This is a genomic window from Sphingomonas sp. SRI_018 (genome assembly GCF_057586275.1).
This window is the reverse complement of the sequence record NZ_JBYCZO010000001.1, coordinates 2461764-2482686: the sequence shown is the minus strand read 5'-3', so window position 1 is coordinate 2482686 and position 20923 is coordinate 2461764. Positions and strand designations below refer to the sequence as shown.

General features: G+C 70.0%; 24 protein-coding genes. 15 read left to right on the top strand and 9 right to left on the bottom strand.

Annotated features, from left to right (window positions below):
• Positions 1-54: 54 nt before the first annotated feature.
• The 6 genes from AC2YHA_RS11590 to AC2YHA_RS11565 form a co-directional block, all read right to left on the bottom strand.
• Positions 55-2118, bottom strand: coding sequence for a transglycosylase domain-containing protein (locus AC2YHA_RS11590; protein WP_487401736.1), 2064 nt, complete (start codon positions 2116-2118; stop codon positions 55-57).
• A gap of 89 nt (positions 2119-2207) precedes the next feature.
• Positions 2208-3797 carry a serine hydrolase gene (locus AC2YHA_RS11585; protein ID WP_487401619.1) on the bottom strand — a complete coding sequence of 530 codons (1590 nt, stop codon included), beginning with the start codon at positions 3795-3797 and terminating at the stop codon, positions 2208-2210.
• Between the two features lie 64 nt (positions 3798-3861).
• Positions 3862-4272 (bottom strand): arsenate reductase (glutaredoxin), encoded by a 411-nt coding sequence (arsC, locus tag AC2YHA_RS11580; protein ID WP_487401618.1) that lies wholly within the window; start codon positions 4270-4272, stop codon positions 3862-3864.
• Positions 4269-4934, bottom strand: coding sequence for an aquaporin (locus AC2YHA_RS11575; RefSeq protein WP_487401617.1), 666 nt, complete (start codon positions 4932-4934; stop codon positions 4269-4271). The genes arsC and AC2YHA_RS11575 overlap by 4 nt, the downstream gene beginning before the upstream one ends.
• The gene (locus tag AC2YHA_RS11570; RefSeq protein ID WP_487401616.1) at positions 4931-5278 is read right to left on the bottom strand and encodes an ArsR/SmtB family transcription factor; all 348 of its coding nucleotides are present in this window, start codon (positions 5276-5278) and stop codon (positions 4931-4933) included. The genes AC2YHA_RS11575 and AC2YHA_RS11570 overlap by 4 nt, the downstream gene beginning before the upstream one ends.
• A gap of 287 nt (positions 5279-5565) precedes the next feature.
• Positions 5566-6132, bottom strand: a complete 567-nt coding sequence (locus AC2YHA_RS11565) for an HNH endonuclease (protein WP_233785114.1) — start codon at positions 6130-6132, stop codon at positions 5566-5568.
• Positions 6133-6236: 104 nt separating this feature from the next.
• On the opposite strand from AC2YHA_RS11565, the gene AC2YHA_RS11560 reads away from it, so the two are divergent.
• The 8 genes from AC2YHA_RS11560 to AC2YHA_RS11525 all read left to right on the top strand — a co-directional run bounded on the left by AC2YHA_RS11560 (position 6237) and on the right by AC2YHA_RS11525 (position 12594).
• Positions 6237-7289, top strand: coding sequence for a glutamyl-Q tRNA(Asp) synthetase (locus AC2YHA_RS11560; RefSeq protein ID WP_487401735.1), 1053 nt, complete (start codon positions 6237-6239; stop codon positions 7287-7289).
• Between the two features lie 9 nt (positions 7290-7298).
• The gene (locus AC2YHA_RS11555; protein ID WP_487401615.1) at positions 7299-7532 is read left to right on the top strand and encodes a twin transmembrane helix small protein; all 234 of its coding nucleotides are present in this window, start codon (positions 7299-7301) and stop codon (positions 7530-7532) included.
• Position 7533: 1 nt separating this feature from the next.
• A complete protein-coding gene (locus AC2YHA_RS11550; RefSeq protein WP_487401734.1) occupies positions 7534-8079 on the top strand; it encodes a cob(I)yrinic acid a,c-diamide adenosyltransferase in 546 nt (181 codons plus the stop codon).
• A gap of 52 nt (positions 8080-8131) precedes the next feature.
• Positions 8132-9451, top strand: coding sequence for an ergothioneine biosynthesis protein EgtB (gene egtB, locus AC2YHA_RS11545; RefSeq protein WP_487401614.1), 1320 nt, complete (start codon positions 8132-8134; stop codon positions 9449-9451).
• Positions 9452-10429, top strand: coding sequence for an L-histidine N(alpha)-methyltransferase (egtD, locus tag AC2YHA_RS11540; RefSeq protein WP_487401613.1), 978 nt, complete (start codon positions 9452-9454; stop codon positions 10427-10429).
• A gap of 189 nt (positions 10430-10618) precedes the next feature.
• Positions 10619-11488 (top strand): 3-hydroxyacyl-CoA dehydrogenase NAD-binding domain-containing protein, encoded by an 870-nt coding sequence (locus AC2YHA_RS11535; protein ID WP_487401612.1) that lies wholly within the window; start codon positions 10619-10621, stop codon positions 11486-11488.
• A 108-nt stretch (positions 11489-11596) separates the two neighbouring features.
• Positions 11597-12265, top strand: a complete 669-nt coding sequence (locus AC2YHA_RS11530) for a L,D-transpeptidase family protein (protein ID WP_487401611.1) — start codon at positions 11597-11599, stop codon at positions 12263-12265.
• A gap of 59 nt (positions 12266-12324) precedes the next feature.
• Positions 12325-12594, top strand: a complete 270-nt coding sequence (locus tag AC2YHA_RS11525) for a BA14K family protein (RefSeq protein WP_487401610.1) — start codon at positions 12325-12327, stop codon at positions 12592-12594.
• On the opposite strand, the gene AC2YHA_RS11520 is transcribed toward AC2YHA_RS11525, so the two are convergent.
• Together AC2YHA_RS11520 and AC2YHA_RS11515 are read right to left on the bottom strand one after the other, a co-directional pair.
• Complete coding sequence (locus AC2YHA_RS11520) at positions 12591-13115, bottom strand: MAPEG family protein (RefSeq protein WP_487401609.1); 525 nt, start codon at positions 13113-13115, stop codon at positions 12591-12593. The two genes, AC2YHA_RS11525 and AC2YHA_RS11520, sit on opposite strands and share 4 nt — an antisense overlap.
• Before the next feature lie 4 nt (positions 13116-13119).
• Positions 13120-14421 (bottom strand): NupC/NupG family nucleoside CNT transporter, encoded by a 1302-nt coding sequence (locus tag AC2YHA_RS11515; RefSeq protein WP_487401608.1) that lies wholly within the window; start codon positions 14419-14421, stop codon positions 13120-13122.
• 235 nt (positions 14422-14656) lie between these two features.
• Here AC2YHA_RS11515 and AC2YHA_RS11510 point away from each other — a divergent pair, with 235 nt between their 5' ends.
• The 7 genes from AC2YHA_RS11510 to AC2YHA_RS11480 all read left to right on the top strand — a co-directional run bounded on the left by AC2YHA_RS11510 (position 14657) and on the right by AC2YHA_RS11480 (position 19095).
• Positions 14657-15310, top strand: a complete 654-nt coding sequence (locus AC2YHA_RS11510; RefSeq protein WP_487401607.1) for a queuosine precursor transporter — start codon at positions 14657-14659, stop codon at positions 15308-15310.
• A 10-nt stretch (positions 15311-15320) separates the two neighbouring features.
• Positions 15321-16220, top strand: coding sequence for an acetylglutamate kinase (gene argB, locus AC2YHA_RS11505; protein WP_487401606.1), 900 nt, complete (start codon positions 15321-15323; stop codon positions 16218-16220).
• Positions 16221-16273: 53 nt separating this feature from the next.
• The gene (locus AC2YHA_RS11500) at positions 16274-16573 is read left to right on the top strand and encodes a YggT family protein (protein ID WP_233785125.1); all 300 of its coding nucleotides are present in this window, start codon (positions 16274-16276) and stop codon (positions 16571-16573) included.
• Positions 16570-16872, top strand: coding sequence for a DUF167 domain-containing protein (locus AC2YHA_RS11495; protein WP_487401605.1), 303 nt, complete (start codon positions 16570-16572; stop codon positions 16870-16872). The genes AC2YHA_RS11500 and AC2YHA_RS11495 overlap by 4 nt, the downstream gene beginning before the upstream one ends.
• Complete coding sequence (folD, locus tag AC2YHA_RS11490) at positions 16869-17744, top strand: bifunctional methylenetetrahydrofolate dehydrogenase/methenyltetrahydrofolate cyclohydrolase FolD (protein ID WP_233785127.1); 876 nt, start codon at positions 16869-16871, stop codon at positions 17742-17744. The genes AC2YHA_RS11495 and folD overlap by 4 nt, the downstream gene beginning before the upstream one ends.
• Before the next feature lie 134 nt (positions 17745-17878).
• The gene (locus AC2YHA_RS11485) at positions 17879-18478 is read left to right on the top strand and encodes a Cif family virulence factor (protein ID WP_487401604.1); all 600 of its coding nucleotides are present in this window, start codon (positions 17879-17881) and stop codon (positions 18476-18478) included.
• Positions 18475-19095: a MarC family protein gene (locus AC2YHA_RS11480; RefSeq protein ID WP_487401603.1), complete on the top strand. Its 621-nt coding sequence runs from the start codon at positions 18475-18477 to the stop codon at positions 19093-19095. The genes AC2YHA_RS11485 and AC2YHA_RS11480 overlap by 4 nt, the downstream gene beginning before the upstream one ends.
• On the opposite strand, the gene AC2YHA_RS11475 is transcribed toward AC2YHA_RS11480, so the two are convergent.
• Positions 19092-20888 carry an AcrB/AcrD/AcrF family protein gene (locus AC2YHA_RS11475; RefSeq protein WP_487401602.1) on the bottom strand — a complete coding sequence of 599 codons (1797 nt, stop codon included), beginning with the start codon at positions 20886-20888 and terminating at the stop codon, positions 19092-19094. The genes AC2YHA_RS11480 and AC2YHA_RS11475 overlap by 4 nt on opposite strands.
• Between the last annotated feature and the right edge of the window lie 35 nt (positions 20889-20923).

Below are 20923 nucleotides of genomic sequence, written 5' to 3'. Positions count from 1 at the left end.
GGTTCGAGATTGCGGCACGGTGGACCCCGGCACAAGGCCGGGGTGACGAATGGCTCAGTTCGGCGGCCCGTCCCCGAAATCCTCCTCCGGCGGCGGCCGGCGGTCCTCGCGCGGCGGTGGCGGCGGCGCGCGGTCGCGCCCGCTCGGCCGCACGTCGACGCTGCCGTCGCGCCCGACGCGCAGGTCCACGCCCAGTCCCTCCAGCTGCCCCTCGAAGATCGGCCCTGTCGGATCGCTCACATTGGTGATCGCGTCGACCAGGTTGCCGACGGCATCGCCGCCGTCGTCCTCCACCCGCGGCGCCGGTGCCGGCACCGGCAGGTCGAGCGCGTCGGCCATGAAGTCGCGCCAGATCCGCGCCGGGATGCCGCCGCCCGACAGCCCGGGATTGGGGGTATTGTCGTCGTTCCCCACCCACACGCCCGCGACCAGCCCGCCCGCATAGCCGACGAACAGCGCGTCGCGGTTGTCCTGCGTCGTGCCGGTCTTGCCGAACGCCGGCACCACCAGCGCCGCCTGCCGCCCGGTCCCGGTCGAGATCGATCCGGCGAGCAGCTCGCGCATCCCGTCGAGCTCGCGCGCGGGGATCATCGTCGTGCGCCCGGCGAGCCGCTCCATCCAGGTCGGCTCGTCCTCCTGCTCCAGCCCGCGCGGCCGCACCGGATAGGCGCCATTGGCCACCGCCGCATAGGCCGAGGTCAGCTCCAGCAGGTTCATCGTCGAGGTGCCGAGCGCGATCGATCCCTCGTTGGCGATCGGGCTGGCGACGCCGAGGTCGCGCGCCGCCCGGATCACGTTGGCGACGCCGACCTCCTTGATCAGCCGCGCCGAGGCGACGTTCGACGACTTGGCGAACGCCCGCGCCAGCGTGATCTCGCCCTCGTAGCGGCCGTCGCTGTTCTTGGGGCTCCACTCGCCGATCGTCACCGGCTCGTCGAGCACCTTGGAATCCGGGTTCATGCCGGAACGCAGCGCCGCCAGGTAGACGAACAGCTTGAAGGTCGATCCCGGCTGCCGCCGCGCCTGCACCGCGCGGTTGAACGGCGAATCCTTGTAGCTCTTGCCCCCCACCATCGCGACCACGCGCCCGTCCGGCCGCATCGCCACCAGCGCGACCTGCGCCTGCCTCAGCCCCGCCCGCCGCACCGCGCGCTCGGCGGCGCGCTGGATGCGGGTCTCGAGCGTGGTGGTGACCGTCACCTCGTTGGCGAGCTCGCCGGATCGGTCGCGCGCCTCGGGCAGCACCCAGTCGGCGAAATAGGTGCCGTTGGGCACCTCCTTCACCCGCTCGACCCTGAGCCGGGCCGGCGGCACCGCCGCCGCCTCCCCCTCGGTCAGGAACTTGGCGCGCGCCATCGCCTGCACCACCAGCTTCTGCCGCGCCCGCGCGCCGGCAAGGTTGACCGTGGGCGCCAGCCGCGACGGCGCCTTGACCAGCCCCGCCAGCATCGCCGCCTGCGCGACGCTCAGCTGCTGCGGGGACCGGCTGAAATAATGGTGCGCGGCGGCGTCGAGCCCATAGACGTTGTCGCCGAAATAGACGTTGGACAGATAGCGCGACAGGATCTCGTCCTTGGTCAGCCACGCCTCCAGCCACAGCGCGATCATCGCCTCGCGGATCTTGCGCCCGGCGGTGCGGTCCGAATCGAGGAAGGCGTTCTTGGCGAGCTGCTGGGTGATGGTGCTGCCGCCCTCGCGCATCCGCCCGGCCATCGCATTGTGGATCATCGCGCGGCTGATGCCCCAGGGATCGATCCCCCAGTGCGAGCGGAAGCGCCGGTCCTCGATCGCCATGAACGCCTGGGGCACATGTTCGGGCAGCGATTTGACGTCGACCGGATCGCCGATGACGGCCCCGCGCCGCGCGATCGGCGTACCGTCGGCAGCGAGCAGAGTGATCTGCGGCGGCGCGATCGGCTTCAGCGACTTGGACAGGGGCGCCGTGATCGCCAGATAGAGCGTCGCGATCACCAGCAGCACGATCAGCGCGCCCGCCCCGCGCATGATCCACCGCCACACGTCGATCCGCCGGCGGGGCGGCTCCAGGGACTCGCCGGGGAAGGAGGGCTGCGCGCCGGTGGGACGTGTCTGGCCGGTCAGCGCGAGCGGGTCGTGCATGTCCGGGGCGGCGTCGCCCTTGCCGAAAAGAGATGCCAGCCGCACCACTCCAACTGTATTACATGACTAAGACGCTTGCCGCAACTATCCTACCGGACCGGCACGAACGCCAGATGCTGGAAGTCATAGCTGAAGTCGGCGAGCGGCGACAGCGGCTTCATCGTCACGCCGGCCACCCGTCCGTCCGCGACCGCGAAGGTCACCACCGCATCCTCCCCGGCATCCTTGGCGAAGCGCGTGCGGAAGGCGTCCTTACCCCACGGCTCGAGCGCACTCTTGAATACCGGCGTCGGCACGAAGTCGATCGCGAGCTTGCCGCCCTTCTCCGTCACCACCACGTCGCCATACCAGGGATCGCGGTAGCGCCCGGCATAGGCGGCGAGCGGCAGGCTCGGCCCGCCGGCCGGCGGCGTATCGACCCCGCCTGCGCCCAGCTCCTTGAGCGCTGCCGCCTGGCTCGCCTCGATCCGCTTGGCATAGGCGGCGGACCAGTCGAACGCGGGTGCCCCCATCGCATGGTCGAGCATGGCGTTGCGGATCGCGATCGACACGGGGTCCTCGACGTTGCTCAGCACCACCACGCCGATCCCGCGTGCCGGCAGCATCGCGGTGCGCGTCACCTGCCCGGTCAGTCCGCCGTCGTGCGCCACCAGCCGTTCGCCGCGATAGTCGGACACGAACCAGCCGAGCGCATAGCTCTGCGTCACCGCGCGCGTGGGATTGTCGGGAGTCGGTCCGTCGCTGGAGCCGATGATGGTCTGCGGCTTCCACATCTCGGCCGCCTGCGCCTCGCTCCATAGCCGCTTGCCGTCGGGCAGCTGCCCGTGCGCGAGCTGCACCGTCAGCCACTTGGCGACGTCGCCGACGCTGGCGTTGATCCCGCCGGCGGCATCGATCGCCGGCGTCTCGTCGGGTCCGACCACCTGCTGCCGGCCCATCCCGCGCACCGGCGGTCCCAGCCGCGCATGGCGCCCGGCGACATTGTCGGTCCGGAGGAGATCGCGCGACGGCACCGCGTCCGCCATGCCGAGCGGCGCCATGATCCGCGTCGCCACGAACTCGCGCCAGCTCTTTCCCGACACCCGCTCGATCAGCAGCCCGGCGACGATGTAGAGGATGTTGTCATAGGCATAGCCCGCCCGGAATCCCTTGTCGGGCGTGAGGTAGGGGAGGGCCTTCAGCACGTCCCCCGCCGGCCGCGCGCTCGCAGGGAAGTACATGAGGTCGCCCGCGCCGAGCGGCAGCCCGCTGCGGTGCACCAGCAGGTCGCGCACCGTCATCATCTGCGTGACGGCGGGGTCGTGCATCCGGAATTCGGGGAGGTGCTTCACCACCGGGTCCTCCCAGCCGAGCCTGCCCTCGTCGGCGAGGATCGCCAGGCAGGCGGCGGTGAAGCTCTTGGAGTTGGAGGCAATGCCGAACCGCGTATGCACGTCGACCGCGCCCGGCTTGCCCAGCGTACGCACGCCATAGCCCTTGAGGAACGGCGGCTGCCCGGCCCGCACGATCGCCACCGCGATCCCCGGCACCTCGAACCGCGTCATGAACCCCTGCACCAGCGGATCGACCCAGGCCTCGTCCGTCTCGGCGGCGAGGGCGATCCGCGGCAAGGTCGCGGCGGCGATGCCCCCCAGCGACAGCGCCAGCGCGCGGCGGCGATCGATCTGCAATCCGGCCAAGATCTTCCCCCTAAGGCTGGGCGGAAGCTATGGCCGGAAGCGACCGGCTGGCAAGGATAGTGCCTTACGGCCGGACGATCTCGCCGTCCTCCTTGACGAAGCTCTCGGGCGTGCGGTCGAGCAGCGTCAGCACGACCTCCGAGGGACGGCACAGCCGCGTGCCGCGCGGCGTCACCACGATCGGACGATTGACCAGGATCGGATGCTCCAGCATCGCCGCGACGATCGCCTCGTCCGGCGTCTCCGGCGCGAGCAGCCCCAGCTCCGCCGCCGGCGTCCCCTTCTCGCGCAGCAGGTCGCGCGGCCGCGCGCCCATCGCCGCCGTCAGCTCGCCGAGCAGCGCCCGGGTCCACCCGGCGCTGCGATAGTCGACCACGGTCGGCGCATATCCCGCCGCCTCGATCATCGCGAGCGCGTTGCGCGAGGTGCCGCAGTCGGGGTTGTGATAGATGGTGATCGGGAAGGCATCGCTCATGCCGGTACGTCCTCTCTCAGCAGCCAGCCGAACACCGCGACCGCGAGTCCCGCCCCGGCGATCTCGGCCGCGACGAACAGCGGGACCGAGGCGGGCGCGATCCCGGCGAAGCTGTCGGTCAGGCTGCGCGCGATCGTGACGGCGGGATTGGCGAAGGCGGTCGAGGCGGTGAACCAATAGGCGGCGGTGACGTACAGCCCGACCGCGACCGGCGTGAGCTCCGGCCGCGAGCGCCGCACGCCCGCGATCGTGCCGACCAGGCCGAAGGTCGCGAGCAGCTCCGACAGCCCTTGCGCCGGACCGTCGCGCAGCTTGGTCGAGAGCTGGAGGATCGGCTCGCCGAACATGGCGTGCGCCGCCCATACGCCGACGACGGCGCCGACGAGCTGCGCGGCGACGTGGCGCGCCGCGGCACGCCCGTCCATTTCGTCGTGCAGCCACGCCGCCAGCGTCACCGCCGGGTTGAACTGCGCGCCGGAGATCGGGCCGAACACAAGGATCAGCACCACCAGCCCCGCGCCGGTCGCGATCGAGTTGGCGAGCAGCGCGATCGCGACGTTGCCGCCCGCCAGCCGCTCGCCCATGATCCCGGACCCGACCACGATCGCGAGCAGCAGCGCGGTCCCGAGCGCCTCGGCCGCGACCGGACGTGCGACACTCATCGCGCAGGCACGCACGCCGGCGCACCGAGCAGGTCGACGAGCGGCGCGCAGACTTCCGGCCGTCCGCCGCAGCAATCCGCCAGCAGGAACCCGAGCAGCGCCCGCATCCCGTCGAGATCGGCGGAATAGATCACCGACCGCCCGTCGCGGCGCGATCGGACCAGCCCCGCATGGGCCAGGATGGTGAGGTGGCTCGAAAGCGTACTGGGGACGACGCCCACCTCATGCGCGATCTCGCCGGCGGGCAGGCCCTCGTCACCGGCGCGCACCAGCAGGCGGAACACCGCCAGGCGATGGGCATGGGCAAGCGCGGACAGCGCCTCGACCGCGACCGGCAATTGCATCGACGTCCCTTTCGATTCGATATTTCGACTATAAGCGAATTATCGAATTTCGGTAGAGGCTCGGGCCGGACCGACATTTGAGGAGATGACTGACATATCGATCCTCCTCACCGTCACCCCGGACTTGGTCCGGGGTCCACCGGGAGGCAAGGACCGGACAAGAGATTCGAGCGCAGTCCGCGAGGCCCATGACCCCGGATCAAGTCCGGATGACGGCTGGAAACCCGACTACGGAAGATCTGCAACCACGTGCCGATCCGTCCTGCACACCCTCTGCCGGATGGTGCTCACGACTCGAGCTCGACGTCCCAGTAGAGCCAGTCGTGCCAGGTCTCGTGCAGATGGTTGGGCGGAAAGCGCCGGCCGTGCTCCTGGAGCTGCCAGCTCGTCGGCCGGATCGGCTGGATGTGGAGCGGCATGTGCGCTTCCTGGGGGGTACGCCCGCCCTTCCGGAGGTTGCACGGGGCGCAGGCGGTTGCGACATTCTCCCAGGTGGTGCGCCCGCCCTGCGCCCTGGGGATGACATGGTCGAAGGTGAGGTCCTTGTGCGAGCCGCAATATTGGCAGGTGAAGCGGTCGCGGAGGAACAGGTTGAACCGGGTGAACGCTGGGAACTGGGAGGGCTTCACATATTGTTTGAGCGCGATGACCGAAGGGAGCTTCAGCCTCGCGGTGGGACTTCGCACCTCCCGCTCATAGTGGGAGACGATGTCGACGCGGTCGAGGAACACCGCCTTGACCGCGGTCTGCCATGGCCACACGCTCAAGGGGTAATAGCTGAGCGGCGTATAGTCGGCGTTCAGCACAAGGGCGGGGCAGCTGTCCGGATGCCGGATCAGATCGGGATGAAACATACGTCCCCTTTCGCCCGTCGTCGTCCCGCGCCTTTCGCCGCAAAGGATGACATGCGCATGACAGCACAGGCCGCGACTCGCGGTCAAGGGCCGGTTTGACGATGATGGAGACCGTTTCGCTCCCCACCCCTCCCACCACACGTTTCGCCCCGAGTCCGACCGGCCGGCTGCACCTCGGCCACGCCTTCTCCGCGCTCCAGGCGCACGACTTCGCGCGCGGGCGCGGCGGTACCTTCCTGCTCCGCATCGAGGATATCGACGGCACCCGCAGCCGAGAAGAATTCGTTGAAGCCATCCTGGAGGACCTCGCCTGGCTCGGCCTGCGGTGGGACGGCCCGGTGGTGCGCCAGTCCGAACGGCTCGACCTCTACGAGGCGGCGCTGGACCGCCTGCGCGACATGGGCCTGCTCTATCCCTGCTTCTGCACCCGCGCCGACATCGCCGCGAGCGTCTCGGCGCCGCATGGGCCGGAGGGTCCGATCTATCCGGGGACGTGCCGAAACGCGGACAACACCCACCGCCTCCACGAACCGCGCTGCTGGCGGCTGGACGTGGAGAAGGCCCAAAAGCTCCTCCCCGGCACGGGGAGGGGGAGCAGCGGGTCGAACGCGCCCCGCGCGTTCGAGGATCGTCCGGGGGACGATCCGACCCGCTACTCCGCCGAAGGCGGTGGTGGAGGGGGCCCGGCCGCATCGGATTCCGGCGCCGAGGGCCCCCTCCACCAAGCCGCTGCGCGTCTTGGTCCCCCTCCCCGTGCCGGGGAGGAGCTATATTGGCACGACGATTTCGCGGGCTGGGTCCGCGCCGATCCCCTCGCGCACGGCGACGTCGTCCTCGCCCGCAAGGACGCGCCGGCGAGCTACCATCTCGCTGTCACCGTCGACGACGCCGCGCAGGGCGTGACCCACGTCGTCCGCGGCCGCGACCTGTTCGCCGCGACCGATGTCCACCGTCTGCTCCAGGCGCTGCTCGACCTGCCGACGCCGGCCTACCGCCACCACCCGCTGCTCACCGACGCCGAGGGGCATCGCCTTGCCAAGCGCCACGGCGCCCCCACGCTGGCGGACCTGCGCGAGCGCGGCGTAGACGGTCGCGAGCTCGCCGCCATGCTGCGCGAGGGCCGTCTTCCGCTTGGATTCGCGACCGCGAAGGCCTAGATAATGAGGATGTCGATCTTCCTTGTCATCCTGATGATCGCCGCGATGATCGCGGTCCTCGTCGTCCTCATCCGGGGCCTCGTGAACTTCATCAAGATGACCGAGGAGGACCTGAAGGGCACCGGCGACGCCCCCAGTGCCTCGGCGCTCCGCTCCAACAAGCTGATGCAGTGGCGCATCATCCTGCAGGCGGTGGCGATCCTGCTCGCCGCGCTGGTGCTATTCGCGCTCGGCCGGGGTTAGCCTGGTCAAGCTCAACAAGATCTACACGCGCACCGGCGACGACGGCACCACCGGCCTCGTCGACGGCAGCCGCGTCTCCAAGGCCGACGCGCGCATGGCCGCGATCGGCGACGTCGACGAGGCCAATTCGGCGATCGGCGTCGCGCTGACCCTGCTGCCGGAGGGGCCGGTCGCAGCGGCGCTCACCCGCTTCCAGAACGACCTGTTCGATCTCGGCGCCGATCTCGCCACGCCGGAGGGAATAGCCGGCGCGCTCCGCATCACGCCCGGCCAGGTCGCCGCCGTCGAAGCCGAGATCGACCGGCTCAACGCGGATCTTTCTCCGCTGACCAGCTTCATCCTGCCCGGCGGCACGCCCGCGTCCGCCGCGCTCCATCTCGCCCGCGCGATCGCCCGCCGCGCCGAACGCTCCGCCGTCGCCGCGGAGGCGGGTGGGCAAGTGCTCGCCTATCTCAACCGCCTGTCCGACTATCTCTTCGTCGCGGCACGCCATGTGAACCAGGCGGCGGGCGGCGACGTTCTGTGGGTGCCGGGGGGCTCGCGCTAGCCCGTAACGATCCCCACTTGACGCGCATCGCCTCCGGTGGGAGAAGAACGAAATGGGAACGCGCCTTGAGTCCGTACCGGCCGCGTCGCCGCTCGCGGAGCGCTTTTCCGCCGTCCGCGCGCTGACCGAGGCGCTCGCCGCGCCGCTCTCGGATGCCGATGCGACGGTGCAGTCGATGCCCGATGCGTCGCCCGCGAAATGGCATCTCGCGCACACGAGCTGGTTCTTCGAGACCTTCGTGCTGCGCGATCACGTGCCGGGCTACCGCCTCCACGACGATCGCTTCCCCTTCCTGTTCAACAGCTATTACGAGGCGGAGGGCGCGCGTCATGCCCGCCCCGCGCGGGGGATGCTCACCCGGCCGACCTTGGCGGAGGTGCTCGCCTGGCGCCGCGCCGTGGACGCCGCCCTGCTCGACGCGCTGCCGCACCTGCCGGAGGCGGCGCAGGCGCTGGTCGAGCTCGGCTGCCACCACGAAGAGCAGCATCAGGAGCTGCTGCTCACCGACATCCTCCACCTCTTCTCGCAGAACCCGATTGAGCCGGCTGTCTGGCCCGGCGCCCCCAAGATCCCCGTGCCGATGCCGGGTCCGATCGGCTGGGTCGAGCGTCCCGCCGGGATCGCCGAGATCGGGCACGGGGACGAGTCAATGCATGGGGGTGAGTCAACTTCGTCAACTTTTCTGCCTGTTTTTTCGGCAACCTCCGCTTTCGCCTTCGACTGCGAGACGCCTCGGCACCCGGTGATGCTCGCGCCGCATGCGCTCGCCGACCGCACCGTCACCAACGGCGAATGGGCGGCGTTCATCGCCGACGGCGGCTATCGCGACCCCCGCCACTGGCTCGCTGACGGCTGGGCCTGGGTGCAGGCGGAGGGAATCGCGGCACCGCTCTACTGGGAGCAGCGGGACGGGGTGTGGACCCGCTTCGGCCTCGACGGCCGCCGCCCGATCGACCCTGCCGCGCCGGTCACCCACATCAGCTTCTACGAGGCCGACGCCTATGCGAGCTGGGCCGGCGCGCGCCTGCCGACCGAGGCGGAATGGGAAGCGGCGGCAAGCACTTACGACCCGCGCGAGGGCAATCTCCTCGACGCCGCCGGCCCGGTCGAACCGCGCCCTTCCACCGGCGGCCCCGCCTTCTTCGGCGACGTCTGGGAATGGACCGGCAGCGCCTATCGCCCCTATCCCGGCTTCCGCGCCGCCGAGGGCGCGGTCGGCGAGTACAACGGCAAGTTCATGAGCGGCCAGTTCGTGCTGCGCGGCGGCTCCTGCGCCACCCCGCGCGGCCACGTCCGCGCCAGCTACCGCAACTTCTTCTACCCCCACCAGCGCTGGCAGTTCACCGGCGTTCGCCTGGCGAAGGACATCTGAATGCTCAAGCAGGAGATCGAGGACGGCCAAGCCTCGCTGGCCGACCCGCAGTTCCGCGCCGACGTGCTGAACGGCCTGGCGCTCCGTCCCCGCGCGATCCCGGCACGCTGGTTCTACGACCGCCGCGGCTCGGAGCTGTTCGAGGACATCACCGGCCTGCCCGAATATTATCCGACCCGCACGGAGATCGGCATCCTCCGGCGGATCGGCCCCGAGCTCCAGCAGCACATCGGCCCCGGCCAGGCGGTGGTCGAGTTCGGCTCGGGCTCGTCGATGAAGACCCCGCTGCTGCTCGAGGCGATCCGCCCTGCGGCCTATGTGCCGGTCGACATCTCCGGCGACTTCCTGCGCGAGAGCGCCGGCCGGATCGCCGGGCAGTTCCCGGACATCGCCGTCGAGCCGGTCGAGGCCGACTTCACCCGTCCCCTGACGCTGCCGAAGGGCCTGGGCGCGATGCCACGGCTCGGCTTCTTTCCGGGCTCGACGATCGGCAACATGCTTGCCGCCCGTGCGGTCGAGCTACTGCGCAACTTCCGCGACGTGCTGGGGGAGGGCGCGCGGTTCCTGATCGGCATCGACCGCATCAAGCCGCTCGACGTGCTGATCCCGGCCTATGACGATGCGGCCGGCATTACCGCCGCCTTCAACCTCAACCTGCTCGAGCGCATCAACCGCGAGCTCGCCGGCACCGTCCCGCTCGACGCCTTCGCCCACCGCGCGATCTGGAACGACGCGCGCGCCCGGATCGAGATGCATCTGGAGGCGACTCGCGACATGACCTTCGCCGTCGACGGCCGCGTCTTCTCCATCGCGGCGGGCGAGACCATCCATACCGAGAACAGCCACAAATACGGTCCCCGCGACGCCCGCCTGCTGCTGCGCGCCGGCGGCTGGACCCCGATCGCCGAATGGACCGATCCCGACGACTGGTTCGCCCTGATCCTCGCCGAGGCCGGCCCGGAACGCTTCGCGCCCTGATACTCGCGCCGTCAGGCGCAACCCACTTCCTCCGCGCCTCCGCGTCTCCGCGTCTCCGCGTCTCCGCGTCTCCGCGTCTCCGCGTGAAATCAATTTATTGGCTCACGCGGAGGCGCGGAGACGCGGAGAAGATGAAGAGAGATTGCGCTTCGCGCCGAGGCGGATAGGGAGCCCGGAGAGGAGACGGCAATGAAGACGATCGGCGTAATCGGAGCGGGGCAGATGGGCGCGGGCATCGCGCAGGTGTCCGCGGCGGCGGGCTATCGCGTGCTCCTTTCCGACGTCTCGCTCGACCGCGCCGCGGCGGGCAAGGCCGGCATCGCCAAGCAGCTCGCCAAGCTGGTCGAGAAGGAGAAGATCACCGCCGAGGCGCGCGACGCCACGCTCGCCGGCATCGAGCCGGTCGAGGACGCCGCCTCGATGGCCCCCTGCGACCTGGTGATCGAGGCCGCGACCGAGCGCGAGGAGATCAAGCGCCGGATCTTCGGCAGCGTCGGCATCGTGCTGCGGGACGACGCGATCCTCGCCAGCAACACCTCGTCCATCCCGATCACCCGCCTGGCGCAGGCCTCGCCCGATCCTGCACGTTTCATGGGCGTGCATTTCTTCAACCCGGTGCCGGTGATGGGCCTGATCGAGCTGATCCGCGGCCTCGCCACCGCCGACGAGACGGTGCAGGCGGTCGAGGCGTTCGGCCGCTCGCTCGGCAAGGAGATCGTCCACGCCAACGACGCGCCGGGCTTCATCGTCAACCGCGTGCTGATGCCGATGCTCAACGAGGCGTGCTTCGCGCTCGGCGAGGGCGTGGCGACGATCCGCGACGTCGACACCGCCTGCAAGCTGGGGCTCAACCATCCGATGGGGCCGTTCACGCTGGCCGACTTCATCGGGCTCGACACCTGCCTCGAGATCACCCGCGTGCTGTTCGAGGGCACCGGCGATCCCAAGTTCCGCCCCGCGCCGCTGCTGATGAAGTACGTCGAGGCCGGCTGGTACGGCCGCAAGACCGGCCGCGGCTTCTACGACTATTCGGGCCCGGAGCCGGTGCCGACGCGCTGAAGGTAAACGCGGCCGTCGCCCGTCCCGCGGCGGAACAGCGCGAATCCGGGGCTGGCCGCAACCGCGGTTTTGCGCGATTTCCCTGGTTTGGAAGCAGGGAATCGAGCGATGATCGAGCGCATTGCCGGCATGGTGAAGGGCGGTCTGCTCGGCGCAGGCGTGGCCGGCGCGGTCGCGCTGGTCGCCGCGGCGACGGCGCATAGCTTTGCGCCGCCGGCGCCGAAGCCCGCTCCGGTCGCAGCCGCGCCCGCCAAGCCGAAGCCGCCCGCGCCCAAGCCCGCCGCGCTGGCCAAGTCCCCGGCCGAGGAGCCCTTCGTCGTCCGTCGCATCCTGCCGATCGACGGCAAGCCCTTCCGCCACGGCGACTGGTATTGGGACGAGAAGGGCGCCCCCGCGAGCGGCCCGATCGTCATCACCGTCGACCGCAAGGCGCAGGTGCTCTCGGTCTTCCGCGCCGGCTACGAGATCGGCACCGCGGTGATCCTCTACGGGGCGGACAACACGCCCACCCCCCTCGGCGTCTTCCCGATCACCGAGAAGGATGCCGACCACGTCTCCAATCTCTACGACGCACCGATGCCCTACATGCTGCGCATGACCAACGACGGCGTCTCGATCCACGGCAGCAACGTCCAGATCGGCTATGCGACCCACGGCTGCGTCGGCGTGCCGATCCCCTTCGCCAAGCTGCTGTTCGAGCACGTCAAGCTCGGCGATCGGGTGATCGTGACCGAGGGCAAGACGATCGGCATGGGCGATCCCATCATCGCGCGCTGACGGAGCCGTTTCGCCTTCCGAACGTTGTCGCGCAAAGGATCAGGGAAGGGGAGGGACTCATGCGTCTCGCAGCGCTCGCATTTCTCGCGATGATCGGATCGACGGCGGCGTTGCCCATGCCCGCGGCCGCGCAGTGGCTGGGCCCGACGCTGGATGCCCAACGCTACGACAATCTGCGCCGTCACCAGCAGCGCATCCGCGCCGAGCGGCTGAAGCAGTCGCCGTCCAGCCGCCACGCCCGCGCCTGCGCCCGCCGCTACCCGAGCTACAACCCGCGCACCGACCGCTATGTCGTGCGCCGCGGCGTCACCGCACGCTGCCGGCTCTAGAGGAGCAGCGCGGCGATCAGCCAGCCGAACAGCGCGACGGTCGGGTAGAAACTGAGTCCGAACCCCAGGGCCCGGACGGGCAGGCTGCGATAGCCGAGCCCGAACGCCAGCCGCCCGCCCACGAACAGCGCCGCGAGCAGCGACACCAGCGCCGCCGCAGCCGGCGGATGCGTTGCGGCGAGCGCCAGCCAGGCGACCGCGGCGAGCAGCAGCTGCTCGGCCGTGTTCCGGTTGTAGCGCAGCAGCAGCGCGAGCCGCGCGTCGGCCTCGGGCGAGCTCCCGTCGATCGCCTCGGGCGAGGAGAAGCGATGCGCCGCCGTCAGCGCGATGCCGGCGAGCAGGCAGGCGCCGGGCAGGACGAGCCAGCGCAGGGCGGCGCGGATCGCCTCGACCGGCGCCGGATCGATGGCCGGCATATGGGTGAGCCCGATCCAGAAGGCGCCGACGGTGATCGCGGCGGCCGCCGCCATGCCGGCGGCGACATGGCCCTGCCGCTGTCCAGGCCCGCCCGGCGCCACCACGGCGCTAGATCAGCAGCCCCGCCAGCGCCGCCGACATCAGGTTGGCGAGGCTGCCCGCGAGCAGCGCTCTGATGCCGAGCCGGGCGATCACCGGCCGCTGGTTGGGCGCAAGGCTTCCGGTCACCGCCATCTGGATCGCGATAGACGAGAAATTGGCGAACCCGCACAGCGCGAAGGTGATCACCGCGATGGTGCGTTGGGATAGCACGCCCTGCTGCGCGCCGAGGCTGATATAGGCGACGAACTCGTTGAGCACGACCTTCTGCCCGAACAGCCCGCCGGCGATCCCCGCCTCGTTCCACGGCACGTTGAGCAGGTACATGACCGGCGCGAACACATAGCCGAGCAGCCCCTGGAAGCTGAGCCCGGGGATGCCGACCAGATTGCCGATCCCGCCGAGGATGCCGTTGGCGAGCGCGACCAGGGCGACGAACGCCAGCACCATCGCGCCGACCGCTACGGCCAGCCGGACGCCGGTCTGCGCACCCTGCGCCGCCGCCATGATGATGTTGGCCGGCTTCTCCTCGTCGTGCGTCGCCTCGGGCATCGGCGGCGGCTCGGGCGCGACCCCTTCGGGCAGCAGCGCCGCCGGGCCCTGGCCGCTGACGCGGGTGTCGGCGAGCTCGATCGCCTCGTCGGCGACCTTCGGCGGCACGGTGTCCGGCATGATGATCTTCGCCATCAGGATACCGCCCGGCGCCGCCATGAAGCTCGCCGCGAGCAGATACTCGATGCGGATCCCCATCGAGGCATAGGCGGCGAGAATCGTCCCCGCGACGCCCGCCATGCCGCTGGTCATCACCGTGAACAGCTGTGCGGGCGTGAGGCTGGCGAGATAGGGCCGGATCACCAGCGGCGATTCGGACTGGCCGACGAAGATGTTCGCCGCCGCGCACAGCGATTCGACCTTGGAGACGCCCGTCACCTTCTCGATCGCGCCGCCGATCCAGCGCACGACGAATTGCATGATGCCGAGATAGTAGAGGATCGAGACCAGCGCGGCGAAGAAGATGATGACGGGCAGCGCCTGGATCGCGAAGTTCTTACCGAGCGGATCGTCGGCCAGCTTGCCGAACAGGAAGCTGGTGCCGGCGTTGGCGTAGCCGAGCAGATTGGCGACGCCGCCCGACAGGAACTCGAGCACCGCCTTGCCCCACGGCACGTACAGCACCAGCACCGCGATCCCCGCTTGCAGCGCGAAGGCGGCGCCCACCACCCGCGGCCGGATCGCGCGCCGATCAGTCGAGAGCAGCACGGCCAGCCCCAGGATGACGAGAATGCCGGCCAGCCCGATCAGATAACGCATGAAATCCCTCCGCCACGCCCCCCGGCGCGGAAGGGGGTGACAATACACACGCCCGCGGACCTCGCCACCCCCCTCCTCGTCACCCCGGCGAAGGCCGGGGTCCACTGCGCCGCAGGTGCCGGACAGGAGGTTCGAGCGCTGGACGAGAGGCTTGGTGGACCCCGGCCTTCGCCGGGGTGACGGTGGAGGATGCCAAGGGCTTCCCCCGCTCGCGAAATCCGCTAGCGTCGCGGCGATGGACACCCCCGACCGCGGCATCGCCCGCTCGCTCTTCGCCTTCTCGATCCTCTACGGCGGCATGGTCTGCATGGCGGGCGTGCTGGGGGTGAAGCAGGTCGCGCTCGGGCCGCTGGCGGTCGAGGCAGGGATCTTCGGCTTCCTGATCCTGGTGGTGATCTCGAGCGCGGTCGCCGAACTCCACGGTCAGCGCACCGCGACCTTGCTGGTGCGGCTGGGGTTCGTGCCGCTGTTCGTGTCGGCGGGATTGATCCAGTTCGTACTGGCGCTGCCGCACGATCCCGGCATGTATCCGCCGGCGGTCGACGCCTTCCCGATCGTCGTCGGCCAAGGGATCCGCATGATGCTGGCGGGGTTCATCTCCTACGGCACGTCGCAGACGCTCAACGTCTTCATCTTCTCCAGGCTCAAGGGGCAGGAAGGCACCGGGCGGCTGGTATGGCTGCGCGGCATGATCGCGAGCGTGGTCTCGCAGATCGTCGATACCGTGCTGTTCATCACCATCTCCTTCCTCGGCGTCCGGCCGATCCTCGACCTCATGCTGGGGCAGATGCTGGCCAAGGTGGTGCTGTCGATCGTCCTGGTGCCGGTGCTGATCACCGCGTTCGTCGCGATCGGGCGGAAGCTGGACGGCGCGCCGCCGCCCGCGTAATCGCGCGCACATGACCAACCACGCCCCCGATCCCGCGATGCTCGCCAAGGCGGAGACGCTGACCGAGGCGCTGCCCTATCTCCAGCGCTACGCCGGCAAGACCTTCGTGGTGAAATACGGCGGCCACGCCATGGGCGATCCGGAGCTCGCGCGCGATTTCGCCGAGGACGTGGTCCTGCTGAAGATGGTCGGCATCAACGTCGTCGTCGTCCACGGCGGCGGGCCCCAGATCGGGGCGATGCTGAGGCGGCTCGGTGTCGAATCGCGCTTCCACGACGGCCTCCGCATCACCGACAAGCCGACCGCCGAGATCGCGGAGATGGTCCTCGCCGGCTCGATCAACAAGGAGATCGTCGCCTGGATCGCCGCCGCCGGCGGCAAGGCGGTCGGCATCGCCGGCAAGGACGCCAACCTCGTCCGCGCCGAGAAGGTGACGCGCACCGAGCCCGACAAGCTCCAGGGCATCGAGCGCCACGTCGACCTGGGCTTCGTCGGCGAGCCGGTCGCGGTCGACGGCACCATCCTCGACACGCTGTCGGCGCAGGGCTTCATTCCCGTCGTGGCGCCGATCGCGCTCGGCCACGACGGCGAGACCTACAACGTCAACGCCGACACCATGGCCGGCGCGATCGCGTCGGCGATCGGCGCCTCGCGCTTCTTCCTGCTCACCGACGTGCCGGGCGTGCTCGACAAGGCCGGCGAGCTGCTCACCGACCTCACCCCTGCCGACATCGCCGGGCTGCGCGCCGACGGCACGATCACCGGCGGCATGATCCCCAAGCTCGAGACCTGCGTCGCCGCGGTCGAGGGCGGAGTCGACGCCGCGGTGATCATCGACGGACGCATCCCGCACGGCATGCTGCTCGAGATCTTCACCGAACGCGGCGTCGGCACGCTGGTCCGGCGCTAGCGTGGGGGCATCCGGCGTCCTATAGTAACAGCACACCTTCCAGGAGCCGTCGCTTGAACATCGTCCTGCAAATCGTCCTCTACCTGCTGACCATCCTGTGGTGGGTCATCATCATTCAGGCGATCCTGTCGTGGCTGATCGCGTTCAACGTCATCAATCTCCACAACGAGTTCGTGCGCTCGGTCTGGCATGCGCTAGGGGTGGTCACCGAGCCGATCTACCGCCCGATCCGCCGCATCCTGCCCGATTTCGGCGCGCTCGACCTGTCGCCGCTGGTCGTGCTGATCGTCCTCTACATCCTGATGAACATCGTCATCCCGGGGCTCTACTCACCCGTCGCTTACGGCATGTGAGCGCCTGGACCGAGCGTCCCGACGGCCTGGTCCTCAGCGTCCGCGTGACGCCGCGCGCCTCGCGGGAGGCGATCGCGGCGGGGACGGAGGGCAGCTTCGCGGTCCGGCTGAAGGCGCCGCCGGTGGACGGCGCGGCCAACGCTGCATTGATCGCTTTGCTTGCCAGGGCGTTTGGGGTGGCGAAGCGGGACGCGACGATTCTGAGCGGCGAGACCGGCCGGACCAAGCGCATCGCGCTCGCCGGCGATCCCGCAGCGCTGGCGCAGATCGCCGCCCGCCTCTATGGGAGCGAGCCATGACGGCACGGATCATCGATGGAAAGGCGGCCGCCGCGCGGCTGCGCGAGCGGGTCAGCGAGCTGGCCGCGAGCTTCTGGACCTCTGCGGGGCGGCAGGCCGGTCTTGCGGTGGTGCTGGTCGGCGACGACCCCGCCTCCAACGTCTATGTCCGCTCCAAGGGCAAGGCGACGATCGCCGCCGGCATGGCCAGCTTCGAGCATCGCCTGCCCGAAAGCACGACCGAGGACGAGCTGATCGCGCTGGTCGACGCGCTCAACGAAAGCGAGGCGGTCGACGGCATCCTCGTCCAGCTCCCGCTGCCGGCGCACATCCGCGAAGCCGCGGTGCTGACCCGGATCAGCCCGGACAAGGACGTCGACGGCTTCCACCCGGTCAACGCCGGCCGGCTGGCGACGGGCCTGCACGGCTTCGTGCCCTGCACGCCACTCGGCTGCCTGATGCTGCTCGAGCAGGAGCTGGGTGACCTCGCCGGGCTCGACGCGGTGGTGATCGGCCGCTCCAACATCGTCGGCAAGCCGATGGCGGCGCTGCTGACCGCGCGCAGCGCGACGGTGACGCTGGCGCATTCGAAGACCCGCGACCTCTCCGGCCACGTCAGGCGAGCCGATATCGTGGTGGCGGCGGTCGGCCGGCCGCGCTTCGTCAAGGGCGAGTGGCTGAAGCCGGGCGCGACCGTGATCGACGTCGGCATCAACCGCACGCCGGAGGGGCTGGTCGGCGACGTCGACTTCGACGGCGCGGCCTCGATCGCCGGCGCGATCACGCCGGTGCCGGGCGGGGTCGGGCCGATGACGATCGCTTGCCTGCTCCGCAACACCATCGTCGCCGCGCACCGCAATGCCGGCGTGCCGCTCGAAAAGGGCGCGATCTGACTTGCAATGTTGGATTTCGCCCGTCAGCCTGACTGGCGCGATGCCATCGGATCTGGCCGGTCGGCGCGGCAGGCGAAGGGGGCGCGTCTACCTATGACTTTCGTGACCTTCGACGGTTTTCTGCGGGTTTCGCAATGATCCTGCTGGCGCTGCTCGCGGCGCAGGCCGGCCCGTCCGCGGTCGATGCCGAGCGAGCCTTCGCCGCCGATGCCGTCAGGCTCGGGCAATGGACCGCCTTCCGCAAATGGGCGGCCGAGGATGCGGTGATGTTCGCCCCGCAGCCGGTCAAGGCGCAGGCGTTCCTCAAGGATCGCAAGGACCCTCCCAAGCCGGTCGCGTGGTCACCCACCGCCAGCTTCGTCGCTTGTGACGGCCAATGGGCGGTCAACACGGGGGAATGGCGCCAGCCCGACGGCAGCACCGGCTATTTCTCCACCGTCTGGCGGCGCCGCGGCGACGGACAGTGGCGCTGGCTGGTTGACGGCGGCGACGGGCTCAAGGCGCCGCGCGCGCGGGTCGCCAAGCCCGTCATTCGCCGGGCGGCGTGTGGGGGCGAGGGGCGCGCCACCGGCTTCGGCCACGAGGCCACCAGCGGCTATGGCGCGTCGGGCGACGCGACGCTGCGCTGGCGCTGGCATGTCGCGCCCGATGGCTCTCGAAGCTTTACCGCTGAGCTGTGGACGGGACGCGGCTATGAGACGGTGATCGACGATCGCATCGCGGCGCCGAAATGATCGAGCTCTTCATCTCGTCGCTGATCACCTTCTTCGTGGTGATCGACCCGCCCGGCTGCGCCCCGATCTACGCCGGGCTGACCGCGGGCGCGACGCCGGCCCATTCGCGGGCAATGGCGATCCGCGCGGTGACCGTCGCGACGGTCATCCTGCTGGTGTTCGCCCTGGTCGGCGAGGACCTGCTCCGCGCGCTCGGCATCGGGCTCGATGCCTTCCGCATCGCGGGCGGCATCATGCTGTTCCTGATCGCGATCGAGATGGTGTTCGAGCGCCGCACCCAGCGCCGCGAGGAGCGCGCGCAGAAGATCGCCGAGACGCCGGAGATCGAGGACGTCTCGATCTTCCCGATGGCGATGCCGATGATCGCCGGGCCGGGCTCGATCGCCACCGTCATGCTGCTGATGTCGCAGAACCAGGGGCTGGAGCGCTCCGCGGTGGTGCTGGCGGCGATGCTGACGATCCTGGCGCTGACATTGGTGGCGCTGCTCGCGGCGGGGCCGATCATGCGCTTCTTGGGCGCCAAGATCGAGGCGGTGATCACCCGCCTCCTCGGCGTCCTCCTCGCCGCGCTCGCCGCCCAGTTCGTGATCGACGGGGTAAAGGCGAGCCTGGCCTAGTCATAGTCGATCCGCCACAGCCGGAACGGCGAATTCTTCGGCAGCGGCACCGGCACCAGCCATGTCGGCACCTTGCCCTGCGTGAGCTGGCCGTAGAAGCCGTCCTTCGCACGGCTGCGGTAGATCGTCGTCTCGGCCATGTTCGGGCACACCAGCAGCAGCCGAGCGCCGTGCCGCTTCGCGATTGCCCGGAAGCCGTCCGCCGTGCCTGTGAAGGCGTGATGGACGTCGAGGATCGCGTCGCCGTTGCGGTGATAGGGGCCGGCGATCGCGTCGTGATGGGTGAGGGTGATCAGTCGCGGCCCCAGGTCGACATGGGTGAAGATCACCGTCGCCGGCAACCGGTCGAGCGGGCGCATCGCCGGGATGGTCGAGCAGCGGGCGTTGGCACGGTTGACGATCTTGGTCCGCGCGTTCGACGCCTCGGTCGGCAGGAAGCGGAGCGTCATGCCGGCGAAGAGGCCGGAAATCAGCAGGAAGGCCGCGACCGATCCCACCACCCTTACCACCACCGAGGATCGGGTCAGCAGCCACGGCAGCACGATCCAGGCGAGCGCGGTCGCGCCGATCACGCCGATCAGCGCCGCCGCCGGACCGGCACGGATCTGCCACAGCAGCATCGCCGCGGCGAAGGCGACGAACAGCGTGACCGAGACCCAGCCGGCGAAGCGCTCGGTACCGCGGGCGCGCCAGGTGGCGATGATCGCACCGATCAGGCCCGAGACCGGCAGCACCGCCATCGGGAAGGCGACGCGGAGCGGATGCTGGTAGATCGGCTTGGCCTCGCGTACGTTGTTGAGCCACGTCCGCGCGAGCTCCTCCGATACGCCCTCCGGCCGGCCGAGGCATTGCGGGAAGGCATAGGCGAAGGCGCCCGCGACGACGGCGCCGGCAGCCGCCGCCAGCGCCAGCCGAACGATGCGGTTCTCGGGACTGGCCCAGGCCAGCACGAACAGCAGCGCGCCGCCGCCGACCATCACCGACAGCCATACCGGCGTCAGCGCGTCGCAGCGCATCGCCATGTTGGCGTAAGACGTGAAGCCGACAAAGCCGAGCGCGCTCCCGCCGCTCAGGGTCAGCGCATAGGCGAGCAGCCGCCGCGCCTCGGTGCGGTCCCACACCCAACGCAGCGTCACCATCGCCCCCGCCATCGCCCCGTAAGGCAGCATCTCGAGCCCGATGGTGAGCGACACCGCCGTGGCGAGCCCCACCGTCGCCCCGCCGCGCGCGCGTCGCGGATCGGCGAGGCCGGCGGCGGTGAGGCTCAGCATCGCCAGCTGCCAGCCGTGATGGTCGATGCGCATCGGCACGTACATGCCGATCGTCATCGACGCGCCGGTGCCGAACAGGATGATCCCGGCGAGGAGATAGGCGGCCGGCACCACCAGCCGCCGCACGGTGAGCGCCACGCCCACCATCGTCACGCCGAGCGGCAGCAGCGGCGCGATGCCGCAGGCCCAGCGCTCGGCCCAGGCGGTACCGAGGAAGGGCTTGAGGATCAGGATCAGCCCCGCGATCGGCAGGTCGACCAGCCGCGACCAGTGAATGTCGAAGCCGGAGGGCGGATTGAGCCGGTACTGCCGCAGGTCGTACCAGCCCTGACCGCCAAGCAGCGCGCGCACCTGCATCAGCCGCATGTTGTCGTCGGTATCGCCGAGCGATAGCCAATAGATGTTGTTCCAGCGCTGCCACAGGTACCAGGCGACGACGATCGCCCAGGCGGCGAGGGTGATGGTGAGCCAGCGCCGGTCGATCTCGATCTCGAACCGGGACGGGAATGGGCTGTCGTTCAATTCCGCTTCCCTCTTCAACCGGTTGGAGATAGTGC

Coding starts and splice junctions, on each gene's coding strand:
- AC2YHA_RS11530 (WP_487401611.1), top strand. CDS start 11,597: ATGATCGAGCGCATTGCCGGCATGGTGAAGGGCGGTCTGCTCGGCGCA.
- arsC (WP_487401618.1), bottom strand. CDS start 4,272: ATGAGCGATGCCTTCCCGATCACCATCTATCACAACCCCGACTGCGGC.
- egtD (WP_487401613.1), top strand. CDS start 9,452: ATGCTCAAGCAGGAGATCGAGGACGGCCAAGCCTCGCTGGCCGACCCG.
- AC2YHA_RS11535 (WP_487401612.1), top strand. CDS start 10,619: ATGAAGACGATCGGCGTAATCGGAGCGGGGCAGATGGGCGCGGGCATC.
- AC2YHA_RS11590 (WP_487401736.1), bottom strand. CDS start 2,118: ATGCACGACCCGCTCGCGCTGACCGGCCAGACACGTCCCACCGGCGCG.
- AC2YHA_RS11480 (WP_487401603.1), top strand. CDS start 18,475: ATGATCGAGCTCTTCATCTCGTCGCTGATCACCTTCTTCGTGGTGATC.
- AC2YHA_RS11485 (WP_487401604.1), top strand. CDS start 17,879: ATGATCCTGCTGGCGCTGCTCGCGGCGCAGGCCGGCCCGTCCGCGGTC.
- AC2YHA_RS11555 (WP_487401615.1), top strand. CDS start 7,299: ATGTCGATCTTCCTTGTCATCCTGATGATCGCCGCGATGATCGCGGTC.
- argB (WP_487401606.1), top strand. CDS start 15,321: ATGACCAACCACGCCCCCGATCCCGCGATGCTCGCCAAGGCGGAGACG.
- AC2YHA_RS11565 (WP_233785114.1), bottom strand. CDS start 6,132: ATGTTTCATCCCGATCTGATCCGGCATCCGGACAGCTGCCCCGCCCTT.
- AC2YHA_RS11510 (WP_487401607.1), top strand. CDS start 14,657: ATGGACACCCCCGACCGCGGCATCGCCCGCTCGCTCTTCGCCTTCTCG.
- AC2YHA_RS11575 (WP_487401617.1), bottom strand. CDS start 4,934: ATGAGTGTCGCACGTCCGGTCGCGGCCGAGGCGCTCGGGACCGCGCTG.
- AC2YHA_RS11525 (WP_487401610.1), top strand. CDS start 12,325: ATGCGTCTCGCAGCGCTCGCATTTCTCGCGATGATCGGATCGACGGCG.
- egtB (WP_487401614.1), top strand. CDS start 8,132: ATGGGAACGCGCCTTGAGTCCGTACCGGCCGCGTCGCCGCTCGCGGAG.
- AC2YHA_RS11570 (WP_487401616.1), bottom strand. CDS start 5,278: ATGCAATTGCCGGTCGCGGTCGAGGCGCTGTCCGCGCTTGCCCATGCC.
- folD (WP_233785127.1), top strand. CDS start 16,869: ATGACGGCACGGATCATCGATGGAAAGGCGGCCGCCGCGCGGCTGCGC.
- AC2YHA_RS11560 (WP_487401735.1), top strand. CDS start 6,237: ATGGAGACCGTTTCGCTCCCCACCCCTCCCACCACACGTTTCGCCCCG.
- AC2YHA_RS11515 (WP_487401608.1), bottom strand. CDS start 14,421: ATGCGTTATCTGATCGGGCTGGCCGGCATTCTCGTCATCCTGGGGCTG.